The 22424-nt window shown below is 73.4% G+C and carries 23 protein-coding genes; 10 read left to right on the forward strand and 13 right to left on the reverse strand.

Annotation, left to right across the window (positions count from 1 at the left end; genetic code table 11):
• Window positions 1-40: 40 nt before the first annotated feature.
• Genes B9S64_RS30885 through B9S64_RS30905 form a run of 5 tightly spaced genes read right to left on the reverse strand, consistent with a single transcriptional unit; the run spans window position 41 to window position 5049 of the window.
• Window positions 41-829, reverse strand: a complete 789-nt coding sequence (locus B9S64_RS30885) for an SDR family oxidoreductase (protein WP_103489839.1) — start codon at window positions 827-829, stop codon at window positions 41-43.
• A 57-nt stretch (window positions 830-886) separates the two neighbouring features.
• Window positions 887-1963 carry an acyl-CoA dehydrogenase family protein gene (locus B9S64_RS30890; RefSeq protein ID WP_181012191.1) on the reverse strand — a complete coding sequence of 359 codons (1077 nt, stop codon included), beginning with the start codon at window positions 1961-1963 and terminating at the stop codon, window positions 887-889.
• A gap of 37 nt (window positions 1964-2000) precedes the next feature.
• Window positions 2001-2981, reverse strand: coding sequence for an acyl-CoA dehydrogenase (locus B9S64_RS30895; RefSeq protein ID WP_109492181.1), 981 nt, complete (start codon window positions 2979-2981; stop codon window positions 2001-2003).
• Window positions 2981-4156, reverse strand: coding sequence for an acyl-CoA dehydrogenase family protein (locus B9S64_RS30900; RefSeq protein WP_103490130.1), 1176 nt, complete (start codon window positions 4154-4156; stop codon window positions 2981-2983). Before B9S64_RS30900 ends, B9S64_RS30895 begins: the two co-directional genes overlap by 1 nt.
• Window positions 4156-5049 (reverse strand): enoyl-CoA hydratase, encoded by an 894-nt coding sequence (locus tag B9S64_RS30905; protein WP_308460745.1) that lies wholly within the window; start codon window positions 5047-5049, stop codon window positions 4156-4158. Before B9S64_RS30905 ends, B9S64_RS30900 begins: the two co-directional genes overlap by 1 nt.
• A gap of 46 nt (window positions 5050-5095) precedes the next feature.
• Between B9S64_RS30905 and B9S64_RS30910 the strand changes: the two genes are divergently transcribed.
• Genes B9S64_RS30910 through B9S64_RS30925 form a run of 4 tightly spaced genes read left to right on the forward strand, consistent with a single transcriptional unit; the run spans window position 5096 to window position 8834 of the window.
• Complete coding sequence (locus B9S64_RS30910; RefSeq protein ID WP_103490131.1) at window positions 5096-6265, forward strand: acyl-CoA dehydrogenase family protein; 1170 nt, start codon at window positions 5096-5098, stop codon at window positions 6263-6265.
• The gene (locus B9S64_RS30915; protein WP_103490132.1) at window positions 6262-7047 is read left to right on the forward strand and encodes an SDR family oxidoreductase; all 786 of its coding nucleotides are present in this window, start codon (window positions 6262-6264) and stop codon (window positions 7045-7047) included. The genes B9S64_RS30910 and B9S64_RS30915 overlap by 4 nt, the downstream gene beginning before the upstream one ends.
• A gap of 5 nt (window positions 7048-7052) precedes the next feature.
• Window positions 7053-7646 carry a TetR/AcrR family transcriptional regulator gene (locus B9S64_RS30920; protein ID WP_103490152.1) on the forward strand — a complete coding sequence of 198 codons (594 nt, stop codon included), beginning with the start codon at window positions 7053-7055 and terminating at the stop codon, window positions 7644-7646.
• 30 nt (window positions 7647-7676) lie between these two features.
• Window positions 7677-8834: an acetyl-CoA C-acetyltransferase gene (locus B9S64_RS30925; RefSeq protein ID WP_103490133.1), complete on the forward strand. Its 1158-nt coding sequence runs from the start codon at window positions 7677-7679 to the stop codon at window positions 8832-8834.
• A gap of 58 nt (window positions 8835-8892) precedes the next feature.
• Here B9S64_RS30925 and B9S64_RS30930 read toward each other — a convergent pair whose 3' ends face one another.
• The 4 genes from B9S64_RS30930 to B9S64_RS30945 form a co-directional block, all read right to left on the reverse strand.
• A complete protein-coding gene (locus B9S64_RS30930) occupies window positions 8893-9849 on the reverse strand; it encodes a DUF4184 family protein (RefSeq protein WP_219818766.1) in 957 nt (318 codons plus the stop codon).
• A 294-nt stretch (window positions 9850-10143) separates the two neighbouring features.
• Window positions 10144-11034 carry a hypothetical protein gene (locus tag B9S64_RS30935; protein ID WP_103490134.1) on the reverse strand — a complete coding sequence of 297 codons (891 nt, stop codon included), beginning with the start codon at window positions 11032-11034 and terminating at the stop codon, window positions 10144-10146.
• A complete protein-coding gene (locus B9S64_RS30940) occupies window positions 11031-11366 on the reverse strand; it encodes a PadR family transcriptional regulator (RefSeq protein ID WP_103490135.1) in 336 nt (111 codons plus the stop codon). The genes B9S64_RS30935 and B9S64_RS30940 overlap by 4 nt, the downstream gene beginning before the upstream one ends.
• Window positions 11367-11491: 125 nt before the next feature.
• Window positions 11492-12859, reverse strand: a complete 1368-nt coding sequence (locus B9S64_RS30945) for a M64 family metallopeptidase (protein ID WP_258037761.1) — start codon at window positions 12857-12859, stop codon at window positions 11492-11494.
• Between the two features lie 113 nt (window positions 12860-12972).
• Here B9S64_RS30945 and B9S64_RS30950 point away from each other — a divergent pair, with 113 nt between their 5' ends.
• Window positions 12973-14466, forward strand: a complete 1494-nt coding sequence (locus B9S64_RS30950) for a helix-turn-helix domain-containing protein (RefSeq protein WP_258037762.1) — start codon at window positions 12973-12975, stop codon at window positions 14464-14466.
• A 125-nt stretch (window positions 14467-14591) separates the two neighbouring features.
• On the opposite strand, the gene B9S64_RS30955 is transcribed toward B9S64_RS30950, so the two are convergent.
• The 4 genes from B9S64_RS30955 to B9S64_RS30970 are packed head-to-tail and all read right to left on the reverse strand — an operon-like array spanning window position 14592 to window position 18068.
• Window positions 14592-15653, reverse strand: a complete 1062-nt coding sequence (locus B9S64_RS30955) for a nitronate monooxygenase family protein (protein ID WP_103490137.1) — start codon at window positions 15651-15653, stop codon at window positions 14592-14594.
• On the reverse strand, window positions 15650-16429 hold the full coding sequence (locus tag B9S64_RS30960; protein ID WP_103490138.1) for a CoA-transferase subunit beta: 780 nt from the start codon (window positions 16427-16429) through the stop codon (window positions 15650-15652). Before B9S64_RS30960 ends, B9S64_RS30955 begins: the two co-directional genes overlap by 4 nt.
• Complete coding sequence (locus B9S64_RS30965; RefSeq protein ID WP_103490155.1) at window positions 16426-17274, reverse strand: CoA transferase subunit A; 849 nt, start codon at window positions 17272-17274, stop codon at window positions 16426-16428. The genes B9S64_RS30960 and B9S64_RS30965 overlap by 4 nt, the downstream gene beginning before the upstream one ends.
• 14 nt (window positions 17275-17288) lie before the next feature.
• Window positions 17289-18068, reverse strand: coding sequence for an enoyl-CoA hydratase family protein (locus B9S64_RS30970; RefSeq protein ID WP_103490139.1), 780 nt, complete (start codon window positions 18066-18068; stop codon window positions 17289-17291).
• A gap of 165 nt (window positions 18069-18233) precedes the next feature.
• Here B9S64_RS30970 and B9S64_RS30975 point away from each other — a divergent pair, with 165 nt between their 5' ends.
• The 5 genes from B9S64_RS30975 (at window position 18234) to B9S64_RS30995 (ending at window position 22290) form a co-directional block, all read left to right on the forward strand.
• On the forward strand, window positions 18234-19163 hold the full coding sequence (locus B9S64_RS30975; protein ID WP_103490140.1) for an SDR family oxidoreductase: 930 nt from the start codon (window positions 18234-18236) through the stop codon (window positions 19161-19163).
• Window positions 19164-19315: 152 nt separating this feature from the next.
• On the forward strand, window positions 19316-20191 hold the full coding sequence (locus tag B9S64_RS30980) for an LLM class F420-dependent oxidoreductase (RefSeq protein ID WP_103490141.1): 876 nt from the start codon (window positions 19316-19318) through the stop codon (window positions 20189-20191).
• Window positions 20188-20682 (forward strand): nuclear transport factor 2 family protein, encoded by a 495-nt coding sequence (locus B9S64_RS30985; RefSeq protein WP_103490142.1) that lies wholly within the window; start codon window positions 20188-20190, stop codon window positions 20680-20682. The genes B9S64_RS30980 and B9S64_RS30985 overlap by 4 nt, the downstream gene beginning before the upstream one ends.
• Window positions 20683-20957: 275 nt before the next feature.
• Window positions 20958-21734, forward strand: a complete 777-nt coding sequence (locus tag B9S64_RS30990; protein ID WP_103490143.1) for an SDR family oxidoreductase — start codon at window positions 20958-20960, stop codon at window positions 21732-21734.
• A gap of 196 nt (window positions 21735-21930) precedes the next feature.
• On the forward strand, window positions 21931-22290 hold the full coding sequence (locus tag B9S64_RS30995) for a hypothetical protein (protein WP_028440671.1): 360 nt from the start codon (window positions 21931-21933) through the stop codon (window positions 22288-22290).
• The last annotated feature ends 134 nt before the right edge of the window (window positions 22291-22424 follow it).

The raw sequence follows: 22424 nt of genomic DNA on the forward strand, positions 1-22424 counted from the left end.
CCCCCGCGTGGGGTCCGGGCCGGTGTGGCGTACGGCGTTCCTACCGCCCCGGGGCCGCCGCCCGCGCGGCCAGGTAGCGCGCCGGGAACTCCCCGCCGCCGTGCACCGCCAGGTCCGCGCCGTTGACGTATCCGGCGAGCGGGCCCGCGAGGAAGAGGCAGGCGCGGGCGACGTCACCGGGGACGGCCAGGCGGGCCATCGGGAGGGTGCGGGCCACCGACGCCCCGCCGTCGGCGCCGTAGACGGACGCCGCGCTCTCGGTGCGGATCAGCCCGGTGGTGATGTGGTTGACCCGCACCCGTGGAGCCCATTCGAGGGCCAGGGCCTTGGTGAGGCCCAGCAGCCCGGCCTTGGCAGCCGTGTAAGCGGCCGTACCGGGCTGCGGGTCGTGCGCGGAGACGCTGCCGATGTTGACGACCGACCCGCCCTCCTCCTGGTCCCGCATGACGCGGTGGGCCGCCTGCGCCACGTAGAACGGCGCGAGCAGGTTCAGCGCGACGATCCTCTCCACGAAGCGGGGCGAGACGGTGGCGGCGTCGGCGTCGGGGGAGCCGCCCGCGTTGTTGACGAGGACGTCGAGGCGGCCGAAGCGCTCCACCGTGGAATCGACCAGCCCGGCCGCCGCCGCGGGATCGCGTACGTCGGCGGGGACGAAGAACGCCTCCCGGCCCCCCGCCGCCGGCCCGGCCTCAGGTGCGTGGCGTCCGCAGACGGCCACCTCCGCACCCGCCCCGAGGAACGCCTCGGCGACGGTGGCACCGATGCCCTTGGTGCCGCCGGTGACGAGGACCACCCGGCCCGTGAAGTTCAGGGGATCGCCGATGTCCATGATGTGCGGCCTCTCTGCCGGTCGGAAGGGTGCGGGGTACGGGCGCCGGTGGGGGGATCAGCACGCGGACGGCAGCCCGAGGCCGGCGGCGAGCCGTTCCCGGTGCCGTGCGGGCGGACCGAACAGTTCGCCCGCCCCGTGGGCCCGCTTGAAGTAGCGGTGCGCGTCGTGCTCCCAGGTGATACCGATTCCGCCGTGCAGCTGGATCATCTCGCCGGCCACCGCCGAGAACGCCTCGGAGCAGACCGACTTCGCGACGGCGGCGGCCCTCGGCAGCGCGGCGGGATCCAGATCGGCTGCGAACGCGGCTCCCAGTGCCGCCGAACGCGCCGACTCCACCCGCACGTAGGCGTCCGCGAGCCGGTGCCTGACGGCCTGGAACGAGCCGATGGGGCGGCCGAACTGGACCCGTTCGCGCGCGTAGGCGACGGTGAGTTCCAGAGCCCGCCCCGCGGCGCCCACCTGCTCGGCGGCCAGCGCCGTACAGGCCAGGTCCCGCACCCGCTCCAGGCACCGCGCCCCGTCGCCGTCCACCCCGAGCAGCCGTCCCTCGGCACGGTCCAGCACCCACCGGGCCTGGGCCCTGGTCCCGTCCATGGTGACCAGGGGGGTCCGGTGCGCCCCGGCGCCGTCCGCCGCCACCTCGAAGAGCGACACCCCGGCCGCCGTCCGGGCGGCGACGAGCAGCACATCGGCGCCGGGCCAGTCCAGTACGTGTTCCTTGACCCCGTCGACCAGCCAGCCGCCGTCCGGGCCGGGCACCGCCTCGGCGCGGAGCGCGGCCGGGTCCCAGGAACCCGCCTCGGCCCAGGCCAGGGCGCCCACCGAGGTACCCCCGGCGAGCCCCGGCAGCAGCCGTCCGCAGGCCTCCTCGTCGCCCGAGGCGAGCAGCGCCCCGGCCGTGAGCACCGCCGAGCCGAGGTACGGCAGTGGGCTCAGGCTCCGCCCCAGCTCCTCCATCAGCACATGGACGTCCCGCGCGCCGCCCCCGGCCCCGCCGTACCCCTCGGGCACGGCCAGGCCCGCGAGCCCCATCCGGCCCGACAACAGCGACCAGGCGTTCGCCCCCTGATGTCGTGTCAGCGCCGACCGCACGGCCGACCGCAGTTCTTCCTGCTCCTCAGTCAGCCTCATCGGCTGCTCCTCTCGGTGGGGTGCGCCCCGTCACGCGTCAGGCGGCCAGCACACGGGCCCGGCACGCGGCCGGGGTGCCCCAGGCGTCGCGCAGCGGCCGGGCCTTGCGGATCCACAGGGACAGGTCCAGTTCGTCGGTGTAGCCCACGGCGCCGTGCAGCTGGAGTGCCGTGCGCGCCGCCCGGTAGGCGGCCTCGCCGGCCGTGACCTTGGCCGCCGCGATCTCCCGGCCCGCCGCGTCGTCTCCGGCGGCGAGCGCGAGCGCGGCGCCGCGCACCAGCGGCTCGGCGAACTCCAGGGCGACCAGCGTGTCCGCCAGCCGGTGCTTCACGGCCTGGAACGAGCCCACGGGCACACCGAACTGGGTGCGCCCGCCGACGTAGGCGACGGTACGGGCCAGCAGGGTGCGGCCGAGACCGAGCGCCTGGGCCGCGGTGACGAGCGCGGCCACGTCCGTGGCGTACGCGGCGGCCGCCGCCACCGCCGGCCCCCGGGCCAGGACCTCCCCGCCGGACGGCCGCGCCAGGCGCCGCGCCGGATCGGCCGAGTGCTGTACGGGACCGGCCCCGCGGGCCACCCGCAGGGTGTCACCGTCCACGGCGAACACCGCGTCGGCCGCGTCGGCGTCCAGGGCGTACGGGCCGAAGGACGCCACCTGGAGCGAGGCGACGGTCGTGCCGGCGGCGATGCCGGGCAGCCTGCCGGTGGCCACGCCGCCCAGCCGGTCCAGGAGGGCCGCGGCGGCGACCGTCTCGGCCAGGGGGCCGGGGACCGCATACCGGCCCAACTCAGTGAATGCCACGGTCAGTTCGACCGGCATCAGGCCGAATCCGCCGTACTGCTCGGGCACGGCCGGCGCGAAGAGCCCCGCCTCGCCCAGCCGCGTCCACAGGGCCCGTCCCGGTGCCGGATCGCCGGACGCCCAGGCCCGGACAGCGGCCGGTGTGCCGGCGGAGGAGAGCAGACCGTCCAGGGAGCGGGCGAACTCCCGCTGTTCGGCGTCGAGGAGGAAGCGCATCAGCGGCGTCCCTTCGGCAGGCCGAGCAGCCGCTCGGCGATGATGTCACGCTGGATCTCGTTGGTGCCGGCGTAGACGGGCCCGGCCAGGGAGAAGGTGTAGCCCTCGGCCCAGCCGCCCCGGGCGGGCGACTCCGGTGCGTGGTCGGCGAGTTCGCCGAGCGGACCCAGCAGGTCGAGCGCCGTCTCGTGCAGCGCGATGTCCAGCTCGGACCAGTAGACCTTGTTGAGGCTGGAGGCGGCCCCGGCCGGTCCGCCCTCGTCGTGCAGCACGCGGGAGGCGGCCGCGTAGGAGAACAGCCGGTAGGCGCGGGCGCCGATCACCGCGTCGGCGACCCGGTCGCGCAGCGCGGTGTCGGTGGGGTCCGCCCGCTCGCGCCACAGGGCGGTCAGCCGGTCGGCGGCGGCGGTGAAGCGGCCCGGACTGCGCAGGGTGAGTCCGCGCTCGTCGCCGGTGGCGCTCATCGCGACCCGCCAGCCCTGGCCCGGCCCGCCGATGACGTCCCGGTCCGGTACGAACACGTCGTCCAGGAAGAGTTCGGCGAAGGCGGGCTTGCCGTCGAGGCGTCCGACGGGCCGCACGGTGACCCCCTCGGCGTCCAGCGGGAACATCAGGTACGTGAGCCCCCGGTGCGGCCGGTCCGCGTCCGGGTCGCTGCGGAAGAGGCCGAAGGCCCGGTCGGCGAAGGCCGCCCGTGAGGACCAGGCCTTCTGCCCGCGCAGCAGCCAGCCGCCGTCGGTGCGGACCGCCGTCGAGCGCAGCGAGGCGAGGTCGGAACCGGACTCCGGCTCGGACCAGGCCTGCGCCCAGACGACCTCACCGCGCGCCATGGCGGGCAGGACACGGGCGCGCTGCTCGGCGGTGCCGTGCTCGAGGAGTGTGGGGGCGAGCAGGTTGATGCCGTTCTGGCTGACCCGGCCGGGCGCCCCGGCGGCGAAGTACTCCTCCTCGAAGACCAGCCAGCGCAGGATCGAGCCGCCCCGCCCGCCGTACTCCTCGGGCCAGGACACCACCGACCAGCGGTCGGCCGCCAGCGTGGCCTCCCACTCCCGGTGGGCGGCGAAGCCCTCGGCCGTCTCCAGGGACGGCAGCGGGACGGAGGGGACATGAGCGGCCAGCCAGTCGCGTACCTCGGTACGGAACGCCTCGTCCGCCGCGTCGAACGCCAGGTCCATCAGCCGCCCGCCTTCTTCATCGCCCGGATGTCCATGCCGCCGAGCGCGTCCGGCGCGGTCTCGGCGTTGTGCGCGTGTGCCAGGTGGTGCAGGCCGAACACCGAGTCCAGCCCGGTGTGCAGGCCTTGGAGGTCCTCGGCCTGGTTGACGGCGCGTTTGGTCAGGGCGAGGCCCAGGCGCGGCATCTCGGCTATGCGCAGGGCCAGTTCGCGGGTGCGGTCGGCCAGCTTCTCCCGGGGGACGACCCGGTTGACCATGCCGACCTCGTAGGCGCGGCGGGCGCCCATGCGGTCGCCGGTGTAGAGGAACTCCTTCGCCACGCGCGGCGGCATCACCCAGGGGTGCGCGAAGTACTCCACACCGGGGATGCCCATCCGTACCACCGGGTCGGCGAAGAACGCGTCCTCGGAGGCCACGATCAGGTCGCACACCCAGGCGAGCATCAGCCCGCCCGCCACACACGCGCCCTGCACGGACGCGATGACCGGCTTGGGCAGTTCCCGCCAGCGGCGGCACATGCCCAGGTAGACCTCGGACTCCCGGGCGAAGCGGCTCTCCGCGCCCTCCTTGTCCGAGTGGTCCCACCACAGTCCGGCCCTGCGGTCGAACGGCAGGTGGGCGTCCCGCTCCGGGGTGCCGATGTCGTGCCCCGCGGAGAAGTGCTTCCCCGCGCCGGCCAGGACGACGGCCTTGACCTCGCCGTCCCCGGCCGCGCGGTAGAAGGCCCGGTCCAGGGCGTAGGTCATCGCGGAGTTCTGCGCGTTGCGGTAGTCGGGCCGGTTCATGGTCACCGTCGCGACGGGGCCCCGCTTCTCGTACAGCACCGGTTCGCCGGGTACCGGTGCGTCGGCTGCGGACCGGTCGCGGTCCGGTTCCTCGTGGGCAGCGGACATCGGCCCCTCCTTCCCTAACAAGTGTTTGGTAGATTAACGTACGGCCATGAGCAGCGTCGAGGAGTTCCGCGCCGAGATCCGCGGCTGGCTGGCCGCCCACCTCACCGGAGAGTTCGCGGGCCTGCGCGGTCGCGGCGGACCGGGCCGGGAGCACGAGGCCTTCGCCGAACGCCTCGGCTGGGAACGCCACATGGCGGCCGAGGGCTGGACCTGTGTGGGCTGGCCCGAGGAGTACGGGGGCCGGGGCGCGAGCCTCGAACAGCAGGTCGCCTTCCACGAGGAGTACGCCCTCGCCGACGCCCCCGCCCGCGTCAACCACATCGGCGAGCAACTGCTCGGCCCCACCCTGGTGGCCTTCGGCACGGCCGGGCAGCGCGCCCGCTTCCTGCCGCCGATCGTCGCGGCCGAGGAGCTGTGGTGCCAGGGGTACAGCGAACCCGACGCCGGGTCCGACCTGGCGAACGTACGCACCAGGGCCGAGCGGGACGACACGGGCGGGTGGGTGGTCACCGGACAGAAGACCTGGACCTCACTCGCCCACGCGTCGCAGTGGTGCTTCGTGGTGGCCCGCACCGAACCCGGCTCGTCCCGCCACCACGGACTCTCCTACCTCCTGGTGCCGCTCGACCAGCCCGGTGTCGAGATCCGGCCGATCACCCAGCTGACCGGCACCTCCGAGTTCAACGAGGTCTTCTTCGACGGCGCCCGCGCCCGCGCCGACCACATCGTGGGCGCACCGGGCGAGGGCTGGCGGGTCGCCATGGCCACCCTCGGCTTCGAGCGGGGCGTCTCCACCCTCGGCCAGCAGGTGGGCTTCCGGCGCGAGCTGGAGGCCGTCATCGAGCTGGCGAAACACAACGGTGCCGCGAACGACCCGCTGATCCGCGACCGCCTCGCCCGCGCCTGGACGGGACTGGAGACCATCCGCTGCAACGCGCTGCGCTTGCTCGACGGCGCCGCCTCGGGGGCGCCGGGCCCCGAGGCGTCCATCGGGAAGATCTTCTGGGCCACCTGGCACCGCGAGCTGGGCGAACTCGCCATGGACGTCAGCGGCGCCGCCGGCATGCTCGCCGCGGGGGAGCCGTACGATCTCGACGACCGGCAGCGGTTGTACCTCTTCTCCCGCTCCGACACCATCTACGCCGGATCGAACGAGATCCAGCGCGACATCATCGCCGAGCGTGTCCTCGGCCTGCCCAAGGAGAACCGCCCGTGACCCCCCAACCGCCCTACGTACCGGGGCATTCACTCCTGGAAGGACGCACCGCGGTGATCACCGCCGCCGCGGGCGCCGGGATCGGAGGAGCGACCGCCCGCAAGTTCCTCCAGGAGGGTGCCCGGATCGTCCTCGGCGACGCCCACGAGCGCCGCCTGAAGGAGAGCGCAGCCGCCCTCGCCGAGGAGTTCGGCGCGGACAACGTCGCCGCACTGCCCTGCGACGTCACCGACCAGCGGCAGGTCGACGCCCTCTTCGCCCTCGCCGCCGAACGCCACGGCGGACTCGACGTCGTCGTCAACAACGCCGGTCTCGGCGGCACGGCCGAGCTCGTGGACATGACCGACGCCCAGTGGTCCACGGTCCTCGACGTCACCCTGAACGGCACCTTCCGCTGCACCCGCGCCGCCCTGCGCCACCTCAAGGAGCAGGACACCGGCGGCGTCGTCGTCAACAACGCCTCCGTCATCGGCTGGCGGGCCCAGCGCGGCCAGGCCCACTACGCCGCCGCGAAGGCCGGCGTCATGGCCCTGACCCGGTGCGCCGCCCTGGAAGCCGCCGACTTCGGCGTACGCGTCAACGCCGTGGCCCCGAGCCTCGCCATGCACCCGCACCTGGTGAAGGTCACCACCCCCGAGATCCTGGACGGCCTCACCGAGCGCGAGGCCTTCGGCCGGTACGCCGAACCCTGGGAGATCGCCAACGTCATCGTCTTCCTGGCCAGCGGCTACTCCTCGTACATGACCGGGGAGACCGTCTCCGTCAGCAGCCAGAGGGCGTGAACGTGATGACCACGAACTCCAGCGCCGAGCGCCGCGCCGAACTCCTGGCCACCGCGGCCCAGGTCTTCGCCGACCAGGGGTACAACGCCACCACCGTCCGCCGCGTCGCGGACGCCGCCGGACTCCTCGCGGGCAGCCTGTACTACCACTTCGACTCCAAGGAGTCGATGCTCGACGAGATCCTCTCCTCCTTCCTGGACGAGCTGTGGGCGGGCTACGACACCGTGCTCGCCGCCGGGCTCGGTCCCCGGGAGACCATCGAGGCCCTCGTCACCGAGTCCTTCCGCCAGATCGACCGCCACGGACCCGCGGTCGCCATCTACCAGAAGGAAGCCCGGCACCTGTCCGCCCAGCCGCGCTTCGCCTATCTGGCCGACTCCCAGGTGAAGTTCGAGAACGCCTGGCTGCGCACCCTGGAACGCGGCGTCGCCGAAGAGGTCTTCCGCGCCGACCTCGACGTCCGCCTCGTCTACCGGTTCGTCCGCGACACCGTGTGGGTGGCCGCCTCCTGGTACCGCCCCGGCGGCACGCACAGCCCGGAGGAGATCGCCCGCCAGTACCTGTCCATGGTCCTCGAAGGCATCACCCCCCGTACCTGACCCCGCACCACCCCTGACGAAGGAGCAGTCATGGCCGAGGCCTACATAGTCGAAGCGGTCCGCACCCCGGTCGGCCGGCGCGAGGGTGGGCTGTCCGCCGTCCACCCCGCCGACCTCGGGGCGCACGTCGTCCGGGCACTCGTCGAGCGCACCGGCATCGACCCGGCCGCCGTCGACGACGTCGTCTTCGGCTGCCTGGACACCGTCGGCCCGCAGGCCGGGAACATCGCCCGCACCGCCTGGCTCGCCGCGGGCCTGCCCGAGGAGGTGCCCGGCACCACCGTCGACCGCCAGTGCGGTTCCTCCCAGCAGGCCGTCCACTTCGCCGCGCAGGGGGTGCTCTCCGGCACCCAGGACCTGGTCGTCGCGGGCGGCACCCAGAACATGTCGATGATCCCGATCGCCTTCGCCAGCCGCCAGGCCGCCGAGCCCCTCGGACTGACCGAAGGCCCCTACGCGGGCTCCGAGGGCTGGCGCGCCCGCTACGGCGACGCGCCCGTCAACCAGTTCCACGGCGCCGAACTCATCGCGGAGAAGTGGGGTATCAGCCGCCGCGACATGGAGGAGTTCGCCCTGCGCTCCCACCACCGTGCCCTGCGCGCCATCGAGGAGGGCCGCTTCGACCGCGAGACCGTCGCCTACGGAGACGTCACCGTGGACGAGGGGCCGCGCCGCGACACCTCCCTGGAGAAGATGGCCGGTCTCAGGCCGGTCGTCGCGGGCGGCCGGCTCACCGCCGGGGTCTCCTCCCAGGTCTCCGACGGTGCCTCCGCCCTGCTCATCGCCTCCGAGAGGGCGGTGGCCGAGCACGGCCTCATCCCCAGGGCCCGCGTCCACCACCTCTCGGTGCGTGGCGAGGACCCGATCCGGATGCTGTCGGCGCCGATCCCCGCGACCGCGTACGCGCTGAAGAAGGCCGGGATGTCCATCGACGACATCGACCTGGTCGAGATCAACGAGGCGTTCGCGCCGGTCGTCCTGGCCTGGCTGAAGGAGACGGGCGCCGACCCGGACAAGGTCAACGTCAACGGAGGCGCCATCGCGCTCGGCCACCCGCTCGGCGCGACCGGCACCAAGCTGATGACGACCCTGCTGCACGAACTGGAACGCACCGGCGGACGGTACGGCCTCCAGACGATGTGCGAGGGCGGCGGCCAGGCCAACGTCACGATCGTCGAGCGCCTCTGACGGCCCGGTTCCGGTACATCGCGGCGGTCAGGGCCCGGAAGTCGTCCGCCGGGCGCCGTCACTCCCCGTCCTCGGCCGGTCGCGGCGAGGGGGCGGGGCCGGACGCCGTCGACGGCCGGCGCGAGACGGCGCTGATCTGCCAGGCGGCGGAGTAGAGCAGCAGCGCGGCCGCGGCCGAAGCGCCCGCTCTCCTGGCGGCCCCGGTCAACACGCCTTCGGCGAGGGCCCCCCATCGGGCCGGGACCGTCGTGGAGGGGTAGGTGGTCTCGCTCGTGCCGTCACCCAGGTCCACGGTGGTCGGCCGGCCGTAGTCCACTTCCGTCACGTAGCGGTACGCGTCGAAGTCGTCACGCAGGTTGACGGCGGCGCCCAGCACCGGTGCCGCGACCAGCAGAGCCACCACGCTCCACCGCGTGACGGGCCCCGGACGGGCCACTGTGCCGGTGCCGCCGTGGGAGCGCAGTCGGTCCCGGCGCCGCCAGAGACACAGGCCGACGGCCGCCAGGCCGAAGACGGTGCTCGCGGACTGCAGCATCCGGGCACCCGTCAGGCCTCCCAGGGCCGGTGCGCGCAGCGCCTGCACGTGGGTGACCAGGAAGCCGTCGCCATGGGTGAAGGAGTCCCACACGAGGTGGGAGGCGATGCCGATCAGGGCGGAGAGCAGGAGCCACAGGGTGTGGCGGGCCTTGGCCGGCAGGCCGGTTGTCCGCTCGGGCTCCGGAAGACGGAGGCCGGACGGGAGCAGCGCCGTGACCGGCGCGCGCAGCATCCGGTAGACGGCGACCAGCATGACGGCAAGGGGCAGACCGACCGCCGGGCCGACACCGAGTGAGTGGGTCTCCGTGGCGTTGAGGAGCGGCCCGTACCAGTCCTCGGGGCTCGTCTCGGACACGCCGAGGGTGTTCAGGAAGTACGGGACGTCGGGCGCCAGGGCGCCTGCGACCAGAGCCGCCGGTACGAAGGGCCGGCGCATCAGCGGCAGCACCGCGGCGGGGTGGGACAAGGTGAACGGCAACTCGGTGATCTTCTCTGTTCGGAAGGGACCGGGCAGGGGTCACTGCACGTCGTTCCGCGGGCGCCCGTTCGCTGGGGGCACTCACGACCGGCCGGCCCAGGAGGGACACACGCATGGATAGAACACCGGAGAGAGTATTCATCTCAACGGACTATTGCAACGCGGGCACGGCGCGGAGGCGCTGGTGAGTACGGTGTGCTGCCGGCGCGAGGAAGCCGCCGGGCATGACGCGTGCGTGAGGGGCACGACAGAGCCGGCCGCCCGTCGGCGGCCGGCCGGAAGAAAGCGGTGGGGTCAGCTTCGGCGGCGCACCGTCTGGAGGAACGCCGTGAGCGCGGCCATGACCGACAGCAGGAGAAAGGTGCCGAGGACGGGCCGGAGATCGCCCCAGACGGTCGCGCAGGAGTAGGCGACCAGAGGCGGAGCGGACACGGCCATCGCGCCCATCTCACGCAGACCTGAGGAACGCGCGCGGAGGGCGAGGACGGCCCCCGTGAAGGCGAGGACCAGCAACGGCCAGGCGCCGTAGTCCGTGGTCACACCAAAGGCCCCTGTGTATGCCCCGGCATTCACCACGACGACGGGAAACCACCCCACGGCAGCCATGGCTCCGGCCGCCGCCGACAGTCTCCTGTCACCGCGCCGGTCCGGAGGGCAGGCGAGGACGACGGCGACGGTCAGCAGCGCCGCGACCGGAGTGAGGGCCCCGTCCTCGTACACGCGTGCGCCGGCGGCCCACTGCACGACCGCCGTCCCCAGCAGCCCGCACCCGGCCAGCCCCGCACCCGGCCCCCACCGGCCGGTCAACGCGACGACCGCGCCGACGCACACCAGCAGCGAGAGCAGCATGTACAGGATCCACGCACCGTCCGTGGCGTGGAGCTGTACGCGTACCGGGGCCGGCGAGAGGGCGAGCCCGGTGTACCAGCGCGTGAGACGCAGCCCGCTGCCCACCGCGCAAGCCGCCAGGGCGAACGGGGCGGCCAGGGCGAAGAAACGCCCCGCGGGCGACGCCGAGTCGAGCCCCAGCCGGACCCGCAGGGCGTGCGCGACCAGATCGGCGTCCGCGCGCAGCCGGGCCGGACGTGGCATGTCCGCCGTCATCTCCCGGTGCACGTCGATGATCTCCTGCCCGTGAGCAGCCCGGTACGCGGCGGGATACAGACGGACGAGGGGATCACTCACGCCGGCGCCGTCGCGCCGTCGGCCAGACGCCGCCTGACCTCCCGGGCGGTCGCGGCCAGCCGCTCCGCCTCCGCCTCCAGCCTCTCCCGCCCGGCGGGAGCGAGGGCGAAGACCCGACGAGCCCGGCCGCCCACCACCTCCTCACGCTCCACCTGGATCAGACCCTCCGCCAGCAGCCTGTCCAGCGCCCCGTAGAGCGCCCCGGTGCGCGGCGTCACCCGGCCGTCGGTGATGGTCTTGACCTCCTGGGCAATGGCGTACCCGTGCCGAGGGGCATTCGCCAGCGCCGTCAGCAGCAGCAGAGCCAGCTCCTGCATTCCTCGTTCGCTCATGCCGACAGAGTATTCCGCCCGACGGACCCTCGGCGAGCCGGAACCGCGGCGGTCTCGCCCTCACGGGGGCGTGGGTCCCGGTCCGGCGGGGTCTCCGGGGTCTTGTGCCGCGTACTGCCCGGCCGTCAGTGGTGCGTGCGGGGCTTGTGTCCGGATGCCTTGACCGTCCAGGTCAGGGTCTCGGTGGTCTCGGCGCGGACCTGGGGGTCGCGGATCGACGCGCTCCGGTCTTCGGACCTGACCGTGACGGTGTGCGTCCTGCCGTCCGCGGCCACCCCCAGTGCGGCGGGGACGACGCCGGTGAGCCCCTTCGCCCGCTTCACCTGGACCCCGTCCACGTACCAGCGCAGCTCCGGCGCGGCCAGACCGGTGAGTTCGGCCTGGGAGACCTTGATGCGCGTGGTCCTGAGGACAGCACTGCCTGCGGCGACCTCGCTGCTCAGCGCGTTGGCCTCGCGGTAGAAGCCCGCGATCATGGCCTCACGGCCGGGGAGGTTGAACTCGCTGACGTTCAGGGCCCGCATGAGGGAGTTGGACGTGGGGCGGTAGATCCCGTAGGGGTAGTAGCTGCTGCCCTCGTACGTGCCGACGGTGCCGCCCGTGGGATCGGTCTCGCCGAGCCAGCGGTACCACTTGGCCCGCTTGGCGGCCATCTGCCGCGTGGTGTAGGTGCTGGAGTTGATGTCGGCGGGCTCACCGGAGGGCCAGGTGCCGTAACCGTCGTAGGCGTACTCGTCGGCCAGCAGGCCCACCGAGTGGGCGATCTCGTGGACGGCGATCATGCTGGACTGCTCGTTGTCCGAGGAGAGGGTCGAGACGCCGTCGAACGGATACCCCTCGGCCTCCAGTCCGGAGTAGCCCGCGCCGCCGTACTTGGCGGAGTGGGAGAGGACGACGACGAGATCGGCCTCGGGGGCCTTGGCCGCGTAGGAGGCGACCTTGTCGATGTCGGCGCAGACCAGCCTCTCGGTGTCCGAGCACCAGAAGTAGCTGCCGAGCGCCGTGTCCTTGGTGACGTCGACGGAGGGGTCGCCGGAGACACCGGATTCGGCGGAGACCGCGTCGACGGTCCACACGTTCATCAGACCCTGGTAGCTCGCGTACGGCTCGACCCGGGTGATGTCCGCCCACTTGGCGGCCGCCGCGGTGTGGAAGGCGTCCTGCTGGCCGGCGGTGTATCCGTCGCCGATGATCACCACGTCGAGGCGGTCGGCCGAAGGGCCGGTCACCGACAGCTCGTTGACCTCGCCGTCCGTGGTGCCCGCCGTGGGGTCCGCGGTCCGGGCCGTGGACCGCCCGGCCGCCCGCTCCGTGGTGACCGGAACCTCGGTCCGCCGGCCCTCGCCCCCGGGCTCGGGGAAGTACTCCACGGTGACGCGCGGCCCCGGCGCGGGCTGCGGATCCACGGCGGACGCGGGCGTGGCGAGGGCCGTGCCCATCATCGCCATGAGCCCTACGCTCACGGATATGGCGGCATTTCTGCTCGTGCGCATGTCAATCCTTACTCTGGTGTCCAGCTCGGAGGTGAAGTAAAGCGATAAGATAAGTGGAATTAAGTGGTGGTTAACTTAGGTTGTGCGCAGGGGGGTTGGCAACAGTCACGGGCGTGAGGCCGCCGGTGGCCACCGGCGGACGACAGGGCGAGGGGATGGCCATGGCGGGCACCAGCAGGGCGACGGCGGCGTGCGACGGACCGGGGCGGACGGCCGGGAGTGAGGCTTCCGGCGCGCCGGACCAGGAAGCGGGGGAGGGGCGGGAGGCGCCGTCGGCGATCGGTCGCCGGGTGAAGCGACTGCGTGGACAACGGAAACTGACGCAGCGCCAGCTGGCCGAGCCGGTGTACACCGCCGCCTATGTCTCCACCCTGGAAGCGGGCAAGGTGCGGCCCTCCGAAGCCGCCCTCCGGCACATCGCGGAACGTCTCGGCGTGGCCTACGAAGAGCTCGCCACCGGCAAGCCCACCCACCTCGTCACGGCCCTGCGGATGCGCCTGGCCGACGCCCAGCGGGTGCTGGCCGTCGAGGACGCCACCGACGCGCGGACGGCGTACGAGCAAATCCTCGGGCAGGCCGAGGAGTACGGGCTCACGCGGGAGCGGGCGGCCGCGCTCACGGGCCTCGGGGAATGCGCGCTGGAGACGGGCGAACTGGCCGACGCCCTGGCCCGGTTCGAGGCGGCCGAACACGCGCTGGCCGACGAACCACTGCCGGCGCGTGCGCGGGCGGTCCGGGGCCAGGCGGTCGCCCACTACCTCGCGGGCCAACTGCGCTACGCCTGCTACCTGCTGGAGAGCGCGATCGACGAGCTCAACACGTCAGGGCTGCACGATCCGGGCGCGCTGCTCCAGTTCTACACGGCGTCGATCGCCCCGTACATGGACATGGGCGCCCATGCCCGTGCCGCGCAGGCCGCGGAACTCGCGCTGGCCCTGGTGTCCCAGGTGTCCGACCCGGCCCTGGTCGCCACCATGCACCGCACGGTGGCCCGTACGCTGATCGCCGAAGGCAGGGTCGAGGCCGCCCAGGCGTCGTTGGCGCGAGCCACCGAGCTCTACGAGCAGCTGCAGATCCGTACCGAACTCGCTCACTGCCACTGGATGCGTGGCTACGTCCACGCCCAGCACGACGAACTGGAGCGCGCGGAGGCGGAACTGCGCACCGCGCACTCGATGCTGGTGTCCAGGCGGGCAGCCCTGTACGTCTCACAGGTGGAGGTCGAGCTGGCCGACGTCCTGCGCAGGAGGGGGAAGCCGGCCCAGGCGGCGGAGCTGCTGGAAAGCCTGCTGGTGGGCCTCCAGCCGGGGCGCGGGGCCTTGCACGCGGGCGGAGCCCACCGGCTCCTGGGGCTGATCGCCGAGGAGGCGGGGGACGTCGAGGCGGCCGAGCGGCACTACGCCTCCGCGCTCTCCCTGCTCGAACAGACGGGAGCCGCCGGGGACCTCGCCGACATCTGCCGACTGCTCGGAGACCTGATGCGCCGCGAGGGCCGGACGGAGGCGGCGCTGAACGCCTACCGCACCGGGCTCGGGCACCGCGCAGAGCCGGGCACCACCACGCTCGGCCCCGCTCCCGCCCGGCCGCCGTTCGGCCCCTGGGCCTGACATCGCGGGCCGGGCCGTGTCCACGGGGCGTCCCGGGCGGGGGGCGGCCCGGTCGGGGCCCGGACCGCCCACTGTCCCCGTGCGGCCCGGACCGCCCGCGTACCCAAGGAGCGAGGTCCGTGACGTCAGCCGGTGTCCGGGAGGGATCTCAGGGCCGTCCGGGCCTCATCCATGATCCGCTCGACCAGTTCCGAGCAGGACGGCAGGTCCTCGATCAGCCCGGCCACCTGTCCCGATGCCATCACCCCGATGTCCGTACGGCCCTCGACCATCGAGGCCTTCAACAGCATCGGTGTGTTGGCCGCCAGCAGTACCTGACTCCATGTCAGGTCCTTGCCGTGCTTCATCGCCAGTCCGTCCCTCACGAGTCGGGGCCAGCCCGCACCGGTCTCCTTCCGGAAGGCCGAGGCGTGCCGCAGGGCCCGCCACAGGGACGAGAGGCGGCCGGAGCGCTCCAGCGCGTCGACCATGGGGGTCCGCAGCATGCGGTGCGGCAGCCCGTCCACCCGGGTGGTGACCGTGACGTCCTTGACGGTGGCGGCCAGGTACCTCGCCTTCACCGCCTCGGGGACGGTGCTGTCGGAGGTGAGCAGGAAGCGCGTCCCCATCCCGATCCCGGCCGCCCCGTAGGCGAGCGCGGCGACCAGCCCGCGGCCGTCGTGGAAGCCGCCCGCCGCGATCACCGGGATGTCCACCGCGTCCACGACCTGGGGAAGCAGCACGGTGGTGGCCACGTTCCCCGTGTGGCCGCCGCCCTCGCCCCCCTGCACCATGACCGCGTCGGCGCCCCAGGCCGCCACCTTCTCGGCGTGCCGGCGGGCACCGACCGAGGGGATGACGACCACGCCGGCGTCCTTGAGGCGGGCGACGAGGTCCCTGGAGGGGGCGAGCGCGAAGGACGCCACCCGCACCCCCTCCTCGACGATGATCCGCACCCGCTCGCCCGCGTCCCCGGCGTCGGCCCGCAGGTTGACGCCGAACGGCGCGTCCGTACGGGACCTGACCTCGCGGACCGCCGCCCGCAGCTGCTCCACGCTCATCGTGGCGGAGGCGAGGATGCCGAGCGCCCCCGCGTTCGCCGAGGCGGAGACGAGGCGCGGGCCGGCGACCCAGCCCATGCCGGTCTGCACGACCGGGTACCGGACCCCGGTGAGGTCGGTGAGCGCCGTACGGAAGGGTCCGCTCATGCCGGAACCTCGCGTTCGCGCAGCCCTGTCGGGTCGATCACCCCGCGGATCAGGCGCAGTTCGTCCTCCGTGGGCTCCCGGGTGAAGGGCACCTCGTCGGGGACCGCCAAGGCGAACCCGGTGGCCGCGGTGACCTGTTCGAGGCTCACTCCGGGGTGCAGCGAACGCAGCCGCATCACGCGGTCGGGGGTCTCGAAGTCGAAGACCCCCAGGTTGGTGATCACGCCCGGGAGGCGGTGGTAGCGGGTCGCGGAAGGACCGGCCGCCGCCGCCCGGTCGTATCCGACCCCGCTCACCATGTCCACGTGTTCCACGAACACCCGGGTCGAGTGCTTCGGCACCCAGTAACTCGTCGGGTTGTTCAGTGTGTTCACGGGCGCGCCGCGCACGCCGAGAAGCTGGCGGGTGGGCCGGGACCAGTCGCCGACGCAGGAGATGTTCTGGTTGCCGTGCCGGTCGAGCTGGCTGGCGCCCATCATCACGTGGCGGCGGCCGGTGGCGGTCAGCGTGAGGTGCTCACGGAACGGCAGCCAGCCCTCGATGCTCCCCGGCCGCTCCCCGACGGAGGGGGTGTCGGCCATCAGCAGCGCCTCTCCGTCGGTCAGCAACAGGTCCGGTGAGAAGGTGAGTCTGGCCAGGCGTGCCCCGATCGCCGGGACGGTGCCCATCGGGCTCGCCAGGATCTCGCCCGCGTCCCGCCAGGCTTCGGCGCAGGCCACCACGCAGTACTCGGCGCGGCTGACCGCCGGGAGGCCGGGGGTCTCGGTGGCGCTCATGCTTCCTCCAGATGGAACGCGGTGACGGCGGCCTGGTAGGCGGCCTCGTCGCCGGACAGGAACCGTGCGGCGAAGGCCGGCCACGCCTCCGGGTCGCGGGCCGCCCGGACGTAGGCCCGCTGGAAGGACTCGTCCCGGTCGTGGTCGGGCACGCAGGAGGTGAAGTGGGCGCCGTTCGGTGTCTCGACGACCCCGTCCACGAACAGGCGCTTGACCAGGAGGGTCTGCGGCCCGTGCTCCTTGAGCAGGTCCGCCGTCTCCACGATCCGCTCGCACGAGACGTACGCCTGGTCGGCCGCCTCGCAGAACAGGTCGTCGAAGTACGGATCGGGGCCGAGGTACTGGCCGTTGCCCTGTGCGTCGGACCGGTTGAGGTGGACCAGGGCCGCGTCCAGCCGCAGCGCCGGGGCCGCGACCAGTTCCTCCCCGTCCTCGTACGGCGACGTCACCGTGCGCAGTGCCGGGTTGACCTCCATCAGGTCGGAGCCGAGACCCGCCCGTACCGGCATGAAGGGCAGCCGCTGGGCCCCCGCCGTCAGCCCCCACATCATCATCGCCTCGTCGAGCTCGACCATCTCGAACGCGCCGCGCTGCCGGGCCGCCGTGAAGTGCGGCTCCAGCGGTATCGAGTCGAGCGTCCCGAACGCCGCCACGAGCGTGCGGATCTTCCCCGCCGCCGCGAGCAGTCCCACGTCCGGGCCGCCGTACGACACCACGGTCAGGTCGGTGAGGTCCGAACGCAGGAGGGCCCGCACCAGGGCCATCGGCTTACGGCGCGAGCCCCAGCCGCCGATGCCGATCGTCATGCCGCTCTCCAGGCGGCCGACGACCTCCTCGGCCGTCATCGTCTTGTCCTGAGTCACGCCTGCCGCTCCTTGTCCGCGTCCGGGCCCGAAGCCGGGTCCGTGCCGAAGGTGTCGCGTACACGGCCGGCGACCCCGCTGAGATTGGCCTCGAAGGTGAAGCCCTGCTCGAAGCGGTAGCTGCGGCGTACGTCGACGGGGTCGATGCCGTTGATGGCGGCCTTGGCCAGCCGGATGAGGTGTCCGTCCTTGGCGGCGATCTCCCGGGCCAGCGCGAGGGCGGCCCCGGTCAGCCGGTCGCGGGGGACGACGCTCCACACCGATCCGTGCCGGTGCAACTCGTGCGCCGTCACCGTGCGCGAGGTGTAGTACAGGGTCCGCATCAGGTGTTGCGGGACGAGCCGGGCCAGATGGGTGGCCGCGCCGAGGGCGCCCCGGTCCAGCTCCGGCAGGCCGAAGGTCGCGTCGTCGGCGGCCACGATCGCGTCCGCGTTGCCGGCCAGGCCGATGCCGCCGCCCAGGCAGAAGCCGTGCACGGCCGCGACCACCGGCACCTCGCACTCGTAGACCGCCGCGAACGCCTCGTAGCAGCCCCGGTTGGCGCCGATCAGCGCCTCGGGCCCGTCCGCGCGCTGCATCTCCTTGATGTCCACGCCCGCGTTGAAGCCGCGCCCCTCGGCGGTGAGCACCACGCACCGGACGGACGGATCGGCGCCGGCGGCGCGTACGGCGGCGGCCAGCTCGTACCAGCCCCGTACGGGCAGGGCGTTGACCGGGGGGAAGTCCACGGTGACGAAGGCGACGCCTTCTTCCGGGACGGAGGTGGAGACACCCATGAGCAGATCAGCTACCTTTCCACCAAACGTTTGTTAGGCCCGAAGGTAGCAGCGTCCCGGACGTCGCGGGAGGGTGCGATGCCACTGAGCGGTACGGCCGCCCTCGTCCCGCCCGGCCACCGCCCGTCCCCGCTGTCTCCCGCCCCGTCGGAAGGACTTGCCGCCATGACCTCACCTGCCGCCGCCCCACTGTGCGCCGGACGTGTCGTCGCCGTCACCGGAGCCGGCCGCGGACTCGGCCGCGCGCACGCCCTGGCCTTCGCCGCCGAGGGCGCGCGGGTCGTCGTCAACGACCTGGGCGTGGGCCCCGACGGCTCCGGCCCGGCCACCGGACCCGCCCAGCGGGTCGTGGAGGAGATCCGCGCGGCGGGCGGCGAGGCGGTCGCCCACCACGGGGACATCGCCACCACCGAGGGCGCCGGCTCTCTCGTCGCCGTCGCGCTCGACGCCTTCGGCCGGTTGGACACCCTCGTCAACAACGCCGGGTTCCTCCGGGACCGGATGCTGGTGAACCTGGACGAGGACGACTGGGACGCCGTGACGCGCGTCCACCTCAAGGGCCACTTCCTCCCGCTCAAGCACGCGGCGGCGCACTGGCGGGCCGAGGCGAAGGCGGGCCGCACGCCCGAGGCGCGTGTCGTCAACACCAGCTCAGGGGCGGGTCTGCTGGGCAGCGTGGGCCAGGGCAACTACGCCGCCGCCAAGGCGGGGATCGTCGGGCTGACCCTGGTGGCGGCCGCCGAGATGGGCCGTTACGGGATCCAGGTCAACGCGATCGCCCCGGCCGCCCGTACCCGGATGACCGAGGACACCTTCGCCGCGACGATGGCGGCTCCGGGGGAGGAGGGGGCCTTCGACGCGATGGCGCCGGAGAACGTCTCGCCGCTCGTCGTATGGCTGGGCTCCGCCGCGTCCACCGGGGTGACCGGCCGGGTCTTCGAGGCCGAGGCCGGGCGGATCACCGTGATGGAGGGCTGGCGGCCCGGCCCCGGCGTGGACAGGGGTGCCCGCTGGACCCCCGCCGAGGCCGGAGCGGCGGCCACCGGACTGCTCGCCGCGGCCGAACCGCCCCACCCGGTGTACGGGGCGCGCTGACGGCACGCGGTGGGGTGGGGGCGGGTGGTGACGTGGTGTCAGCTCCCGCCCACCGGGATGCGGCCTGCGCATGCGGCAGCCGGGGACTTGGATGGGCCCTCCGCCTCCCCTCCTTCCCGTCCTGTCCTGTCCTGCCTGAGAGAGGTCCCCTCATGCGGCTCGGTGTCAACAGCCCCGTCGTCACAGCGGTACCCGGTGTCCACTCCCCCTGGGAGCGCGGTGCCGGCATCGAGGAGCTGGGGGCGGTCGCCGAGGCGGCCGACCGGCTCGGCTTCGACCATCTGACCTGTTCGGAACATGTCGCGGTGCCCGCGGACATCGCCGAGGTGCGTGGCGGCACCTACTGGGACCCGCTGGCCACCTTCGGCTATCTGGCCGCCCGGACCCGCCGGATCAGGTTCGCCACCCAGGTGCTGGTGCTCGGCTACCACCACCCGCTGGCCCTCGCGAAGCGCTACGGCACGCTGGACCGCGTCTCGGGCGGACGGCTCGTCCTGGGGCTCGGCGTCGGCAGTCTTGAGGAGGAGTTCCGGCTGCTCGGAGCGCCCTTCGAGGGCCGTGGCGCGATCGCCGACGACGCCGTCGCCGCACTGCGCGCCTCCCTGTCCCGGCGTGAACCGTCTTACCACGGTGCGCACTTCGACTACCAGGGCCTGGTGGTGGAGCCGTACGCGGTGCAGGACCGGGTGCCGCTGTGGATCGGCGGCCGGACGCCCCGTTCGCTGCGCCGGGCCGTGACGTACGGGGACGGCTGGGTGCCGTTCGGACTGCCCCTGGAACGGCTGGGCGAGATGGTCGGCGCGGCCCCGCTGCCGGAGGGCTTCGAGGTGGTGCTGAGCGCGGGCCGGCCGCTGGACCCCTCCGGTGACGCGGAGGGGACCGGGGAGGCGCTGCGGAAGGTGGTCCGGGCGGGCGCGACGCTGGTGAGCGTGTCGCTGACGGCACGTTCCGCGGGTCATTACGTCGAGCAGATGGAGGCGCTGGCCGCGCTCGCGGGCACGGCGTCGGACGCGGAGGGCCGGGCGTGAGCGAGAACCGGATCGCCGCGCTGGAGGCCCGGATCGGGCTGCTGGAGGACGAACGCGCCGTCGCCAGGGCGATGGCCTCCTACGGGCCGCTGGTGGACGGCGGGGACGCGGAGGGGGTCGCGGCGCTGTGGGCACCTGACGGGCTGTACGACATCGACGAGATCTTCCTCGCGGGCCGGGAGCGCATCCACGAGATGGTCGCCTCCCCCGCGCACCAGGGCTGGATCCGGCAGGGGTGCGCGCACGTGGTGGGCCCACCGCACATCACGGTCGACGGCGACGAGGCGGTGGCGGTGTGCCACTCGCTGATGGTGGTGCACGAGGAGGGCCGGTACGTGGTCCGCCGGGCCACCGCCAACCACTGGCGGCTGCGCCGCACACCCTCGGGGTGGCAGGTGGTCACCCGGACCAACCGCATCCTGGACGGCCGCGCGGAGTCGCCCGCGCTGCTGGTCGCCGGAGTACGGGGCGAGGCGGCCCAGGCCGACTGAGCCGGCCCGGTCACCCGTCACTTCGACGAAGCCGCACAGGCGCCGGCCGCACCGACATCGGCACCGGACGGCCCGGCCCGCCGGTTCCTCCTCGGCCCGCTCCTGGACGGACGACCGCCCCCGCACGACCCCGGCGTGGTGGCGCCCCCGCCCCGTCCCGTCCGGTCAGCGGGAGTGGGCCCGTCGAAGCGGGCACGGAGGCCTAGCGTCCTGCGGAGGCGTCCCCCTCCGGGGACCCGCGGCCGTCGCCGTCACCTCCCACCCCAGGAGTACTCATGCCCCGCACCGTCGTCGTCACCGGATCCGGTTCCGGGATCGGAGCCTCCGTCACCGCCCTGCTGCGCGAGGGCGGGGACCGGGTGATCGGGGTGGACCTGCGCGGCGGTGAGATCGACGCCGACCTCTCCACGGCCCCGGGCCGCGCATCGGCGGCCGCCGAGGCGGCCGAGGCGGCCGGCGGGGTGGTGGACGCGGTCGTCACCTGCGCCGGGACCTCCGTACCGGGCACCGCGATGGTGACGGTCAACTACTTCGGCACCACCGGGTTCCTGACCGTCCTGCGGCCGGCCCTGGCCGCCGCCGAGCGGCCCCGGGCCGTGGCCATCGGCTCCATCTCCGGTACGCGGCCCGCCGACCCGGACGTCGTCGCCGCCTGTCTGGCCGACGACGAGGCCGCGGCCCTGCGCCACGCGGAAGCCGCCGTCGCCGAGGGCCGCGCCCGGCAGTTGTACCCCTCCTCCAAGGCCGCGCTCGCCCGGTGGGCGCGGCGCACGGCGCTCGCCGAGGGCTGGGCGGACACCGGGATCGCGTTGAACGTCATCGCGCCCGGCATCGTGCTCACACCGATGAGCGCGGGCCTCTTCGACGACCCGGAGACCAAGAGGGTCATGGACGAGGCGGTGCCCATGCCGCTCAACGGCTACCTGCGGCCCGAGGACGTCGCACGGGCGGTGCTGTTCCTGGCCTCGGACGCGAACAGCCACATCACGGGACAGGTGCTGTACGTGGACGGCGGCGCGGAGGCCACCCTGCGCGGCCCCGACATCTTCTGAACCGGCACCGGGGGCCCATCCATCGGCCCCCCGCACGCCCCCTCACCTGATGAGCCGTCCGGACCGAACTCCAGGGCGATCCGGCAGGGCGGTCCGGCCCGAGACGGCACGCTTGTCCGAATCAGGCCTGTCCCACAGGTGCCCCCGGACCACAGAATCTCCGAGGACTCACACGGCACCCACAGGGAGACACTCCATGAACCTGGCCAAGAGACTCGGAACGACCGTGGCCGCGACAGCCCTGCTCTTCGGCGGCCTCACCACCATCGGTGCCGGCCCGGCGTCGGCGGCCAGCCCCTGCGACGCCCGCGCGTACCAGAACAACTCCAGTGCCTACGGCTACTTCTTCGGCTCGTACAACCTGAAGACCCGCCCGGCGGCGGAGTGTTCCAACGTCAAGAAGTTCAGCGCCGGCACGAAACTCTACATATGGTGTTACATCTACAACTATTACGGTAATGCGTGGGTCTACGGGCGTGTCGAGGGCACGCAGACCAAGGGATGGATCTCCGCCGACAACGTCAGCTACGAAGGCGGTTCCCTCAACATCTGCTGAACCGGGAGGCGCGGCCTCGCGCTCCCGGCGGCCGCCGTCCGGAGCGCGAGACCGCCGTCCTTACGGACATGATCCGTGGCTCCGCGCCGGACGGCCCCCCACGGCTCGCCGCAGAGGGCCGGACCGTCCCGCCC

This window comes from Streptomyces sp. SM18 (assembly GCF_002910775.2).
GTDB lineage: Bacteria > Actinomycetota > Actinomycetes > Streptomycetales > Streptomycetaceae > Streptomyces > Streptomyces halstedii.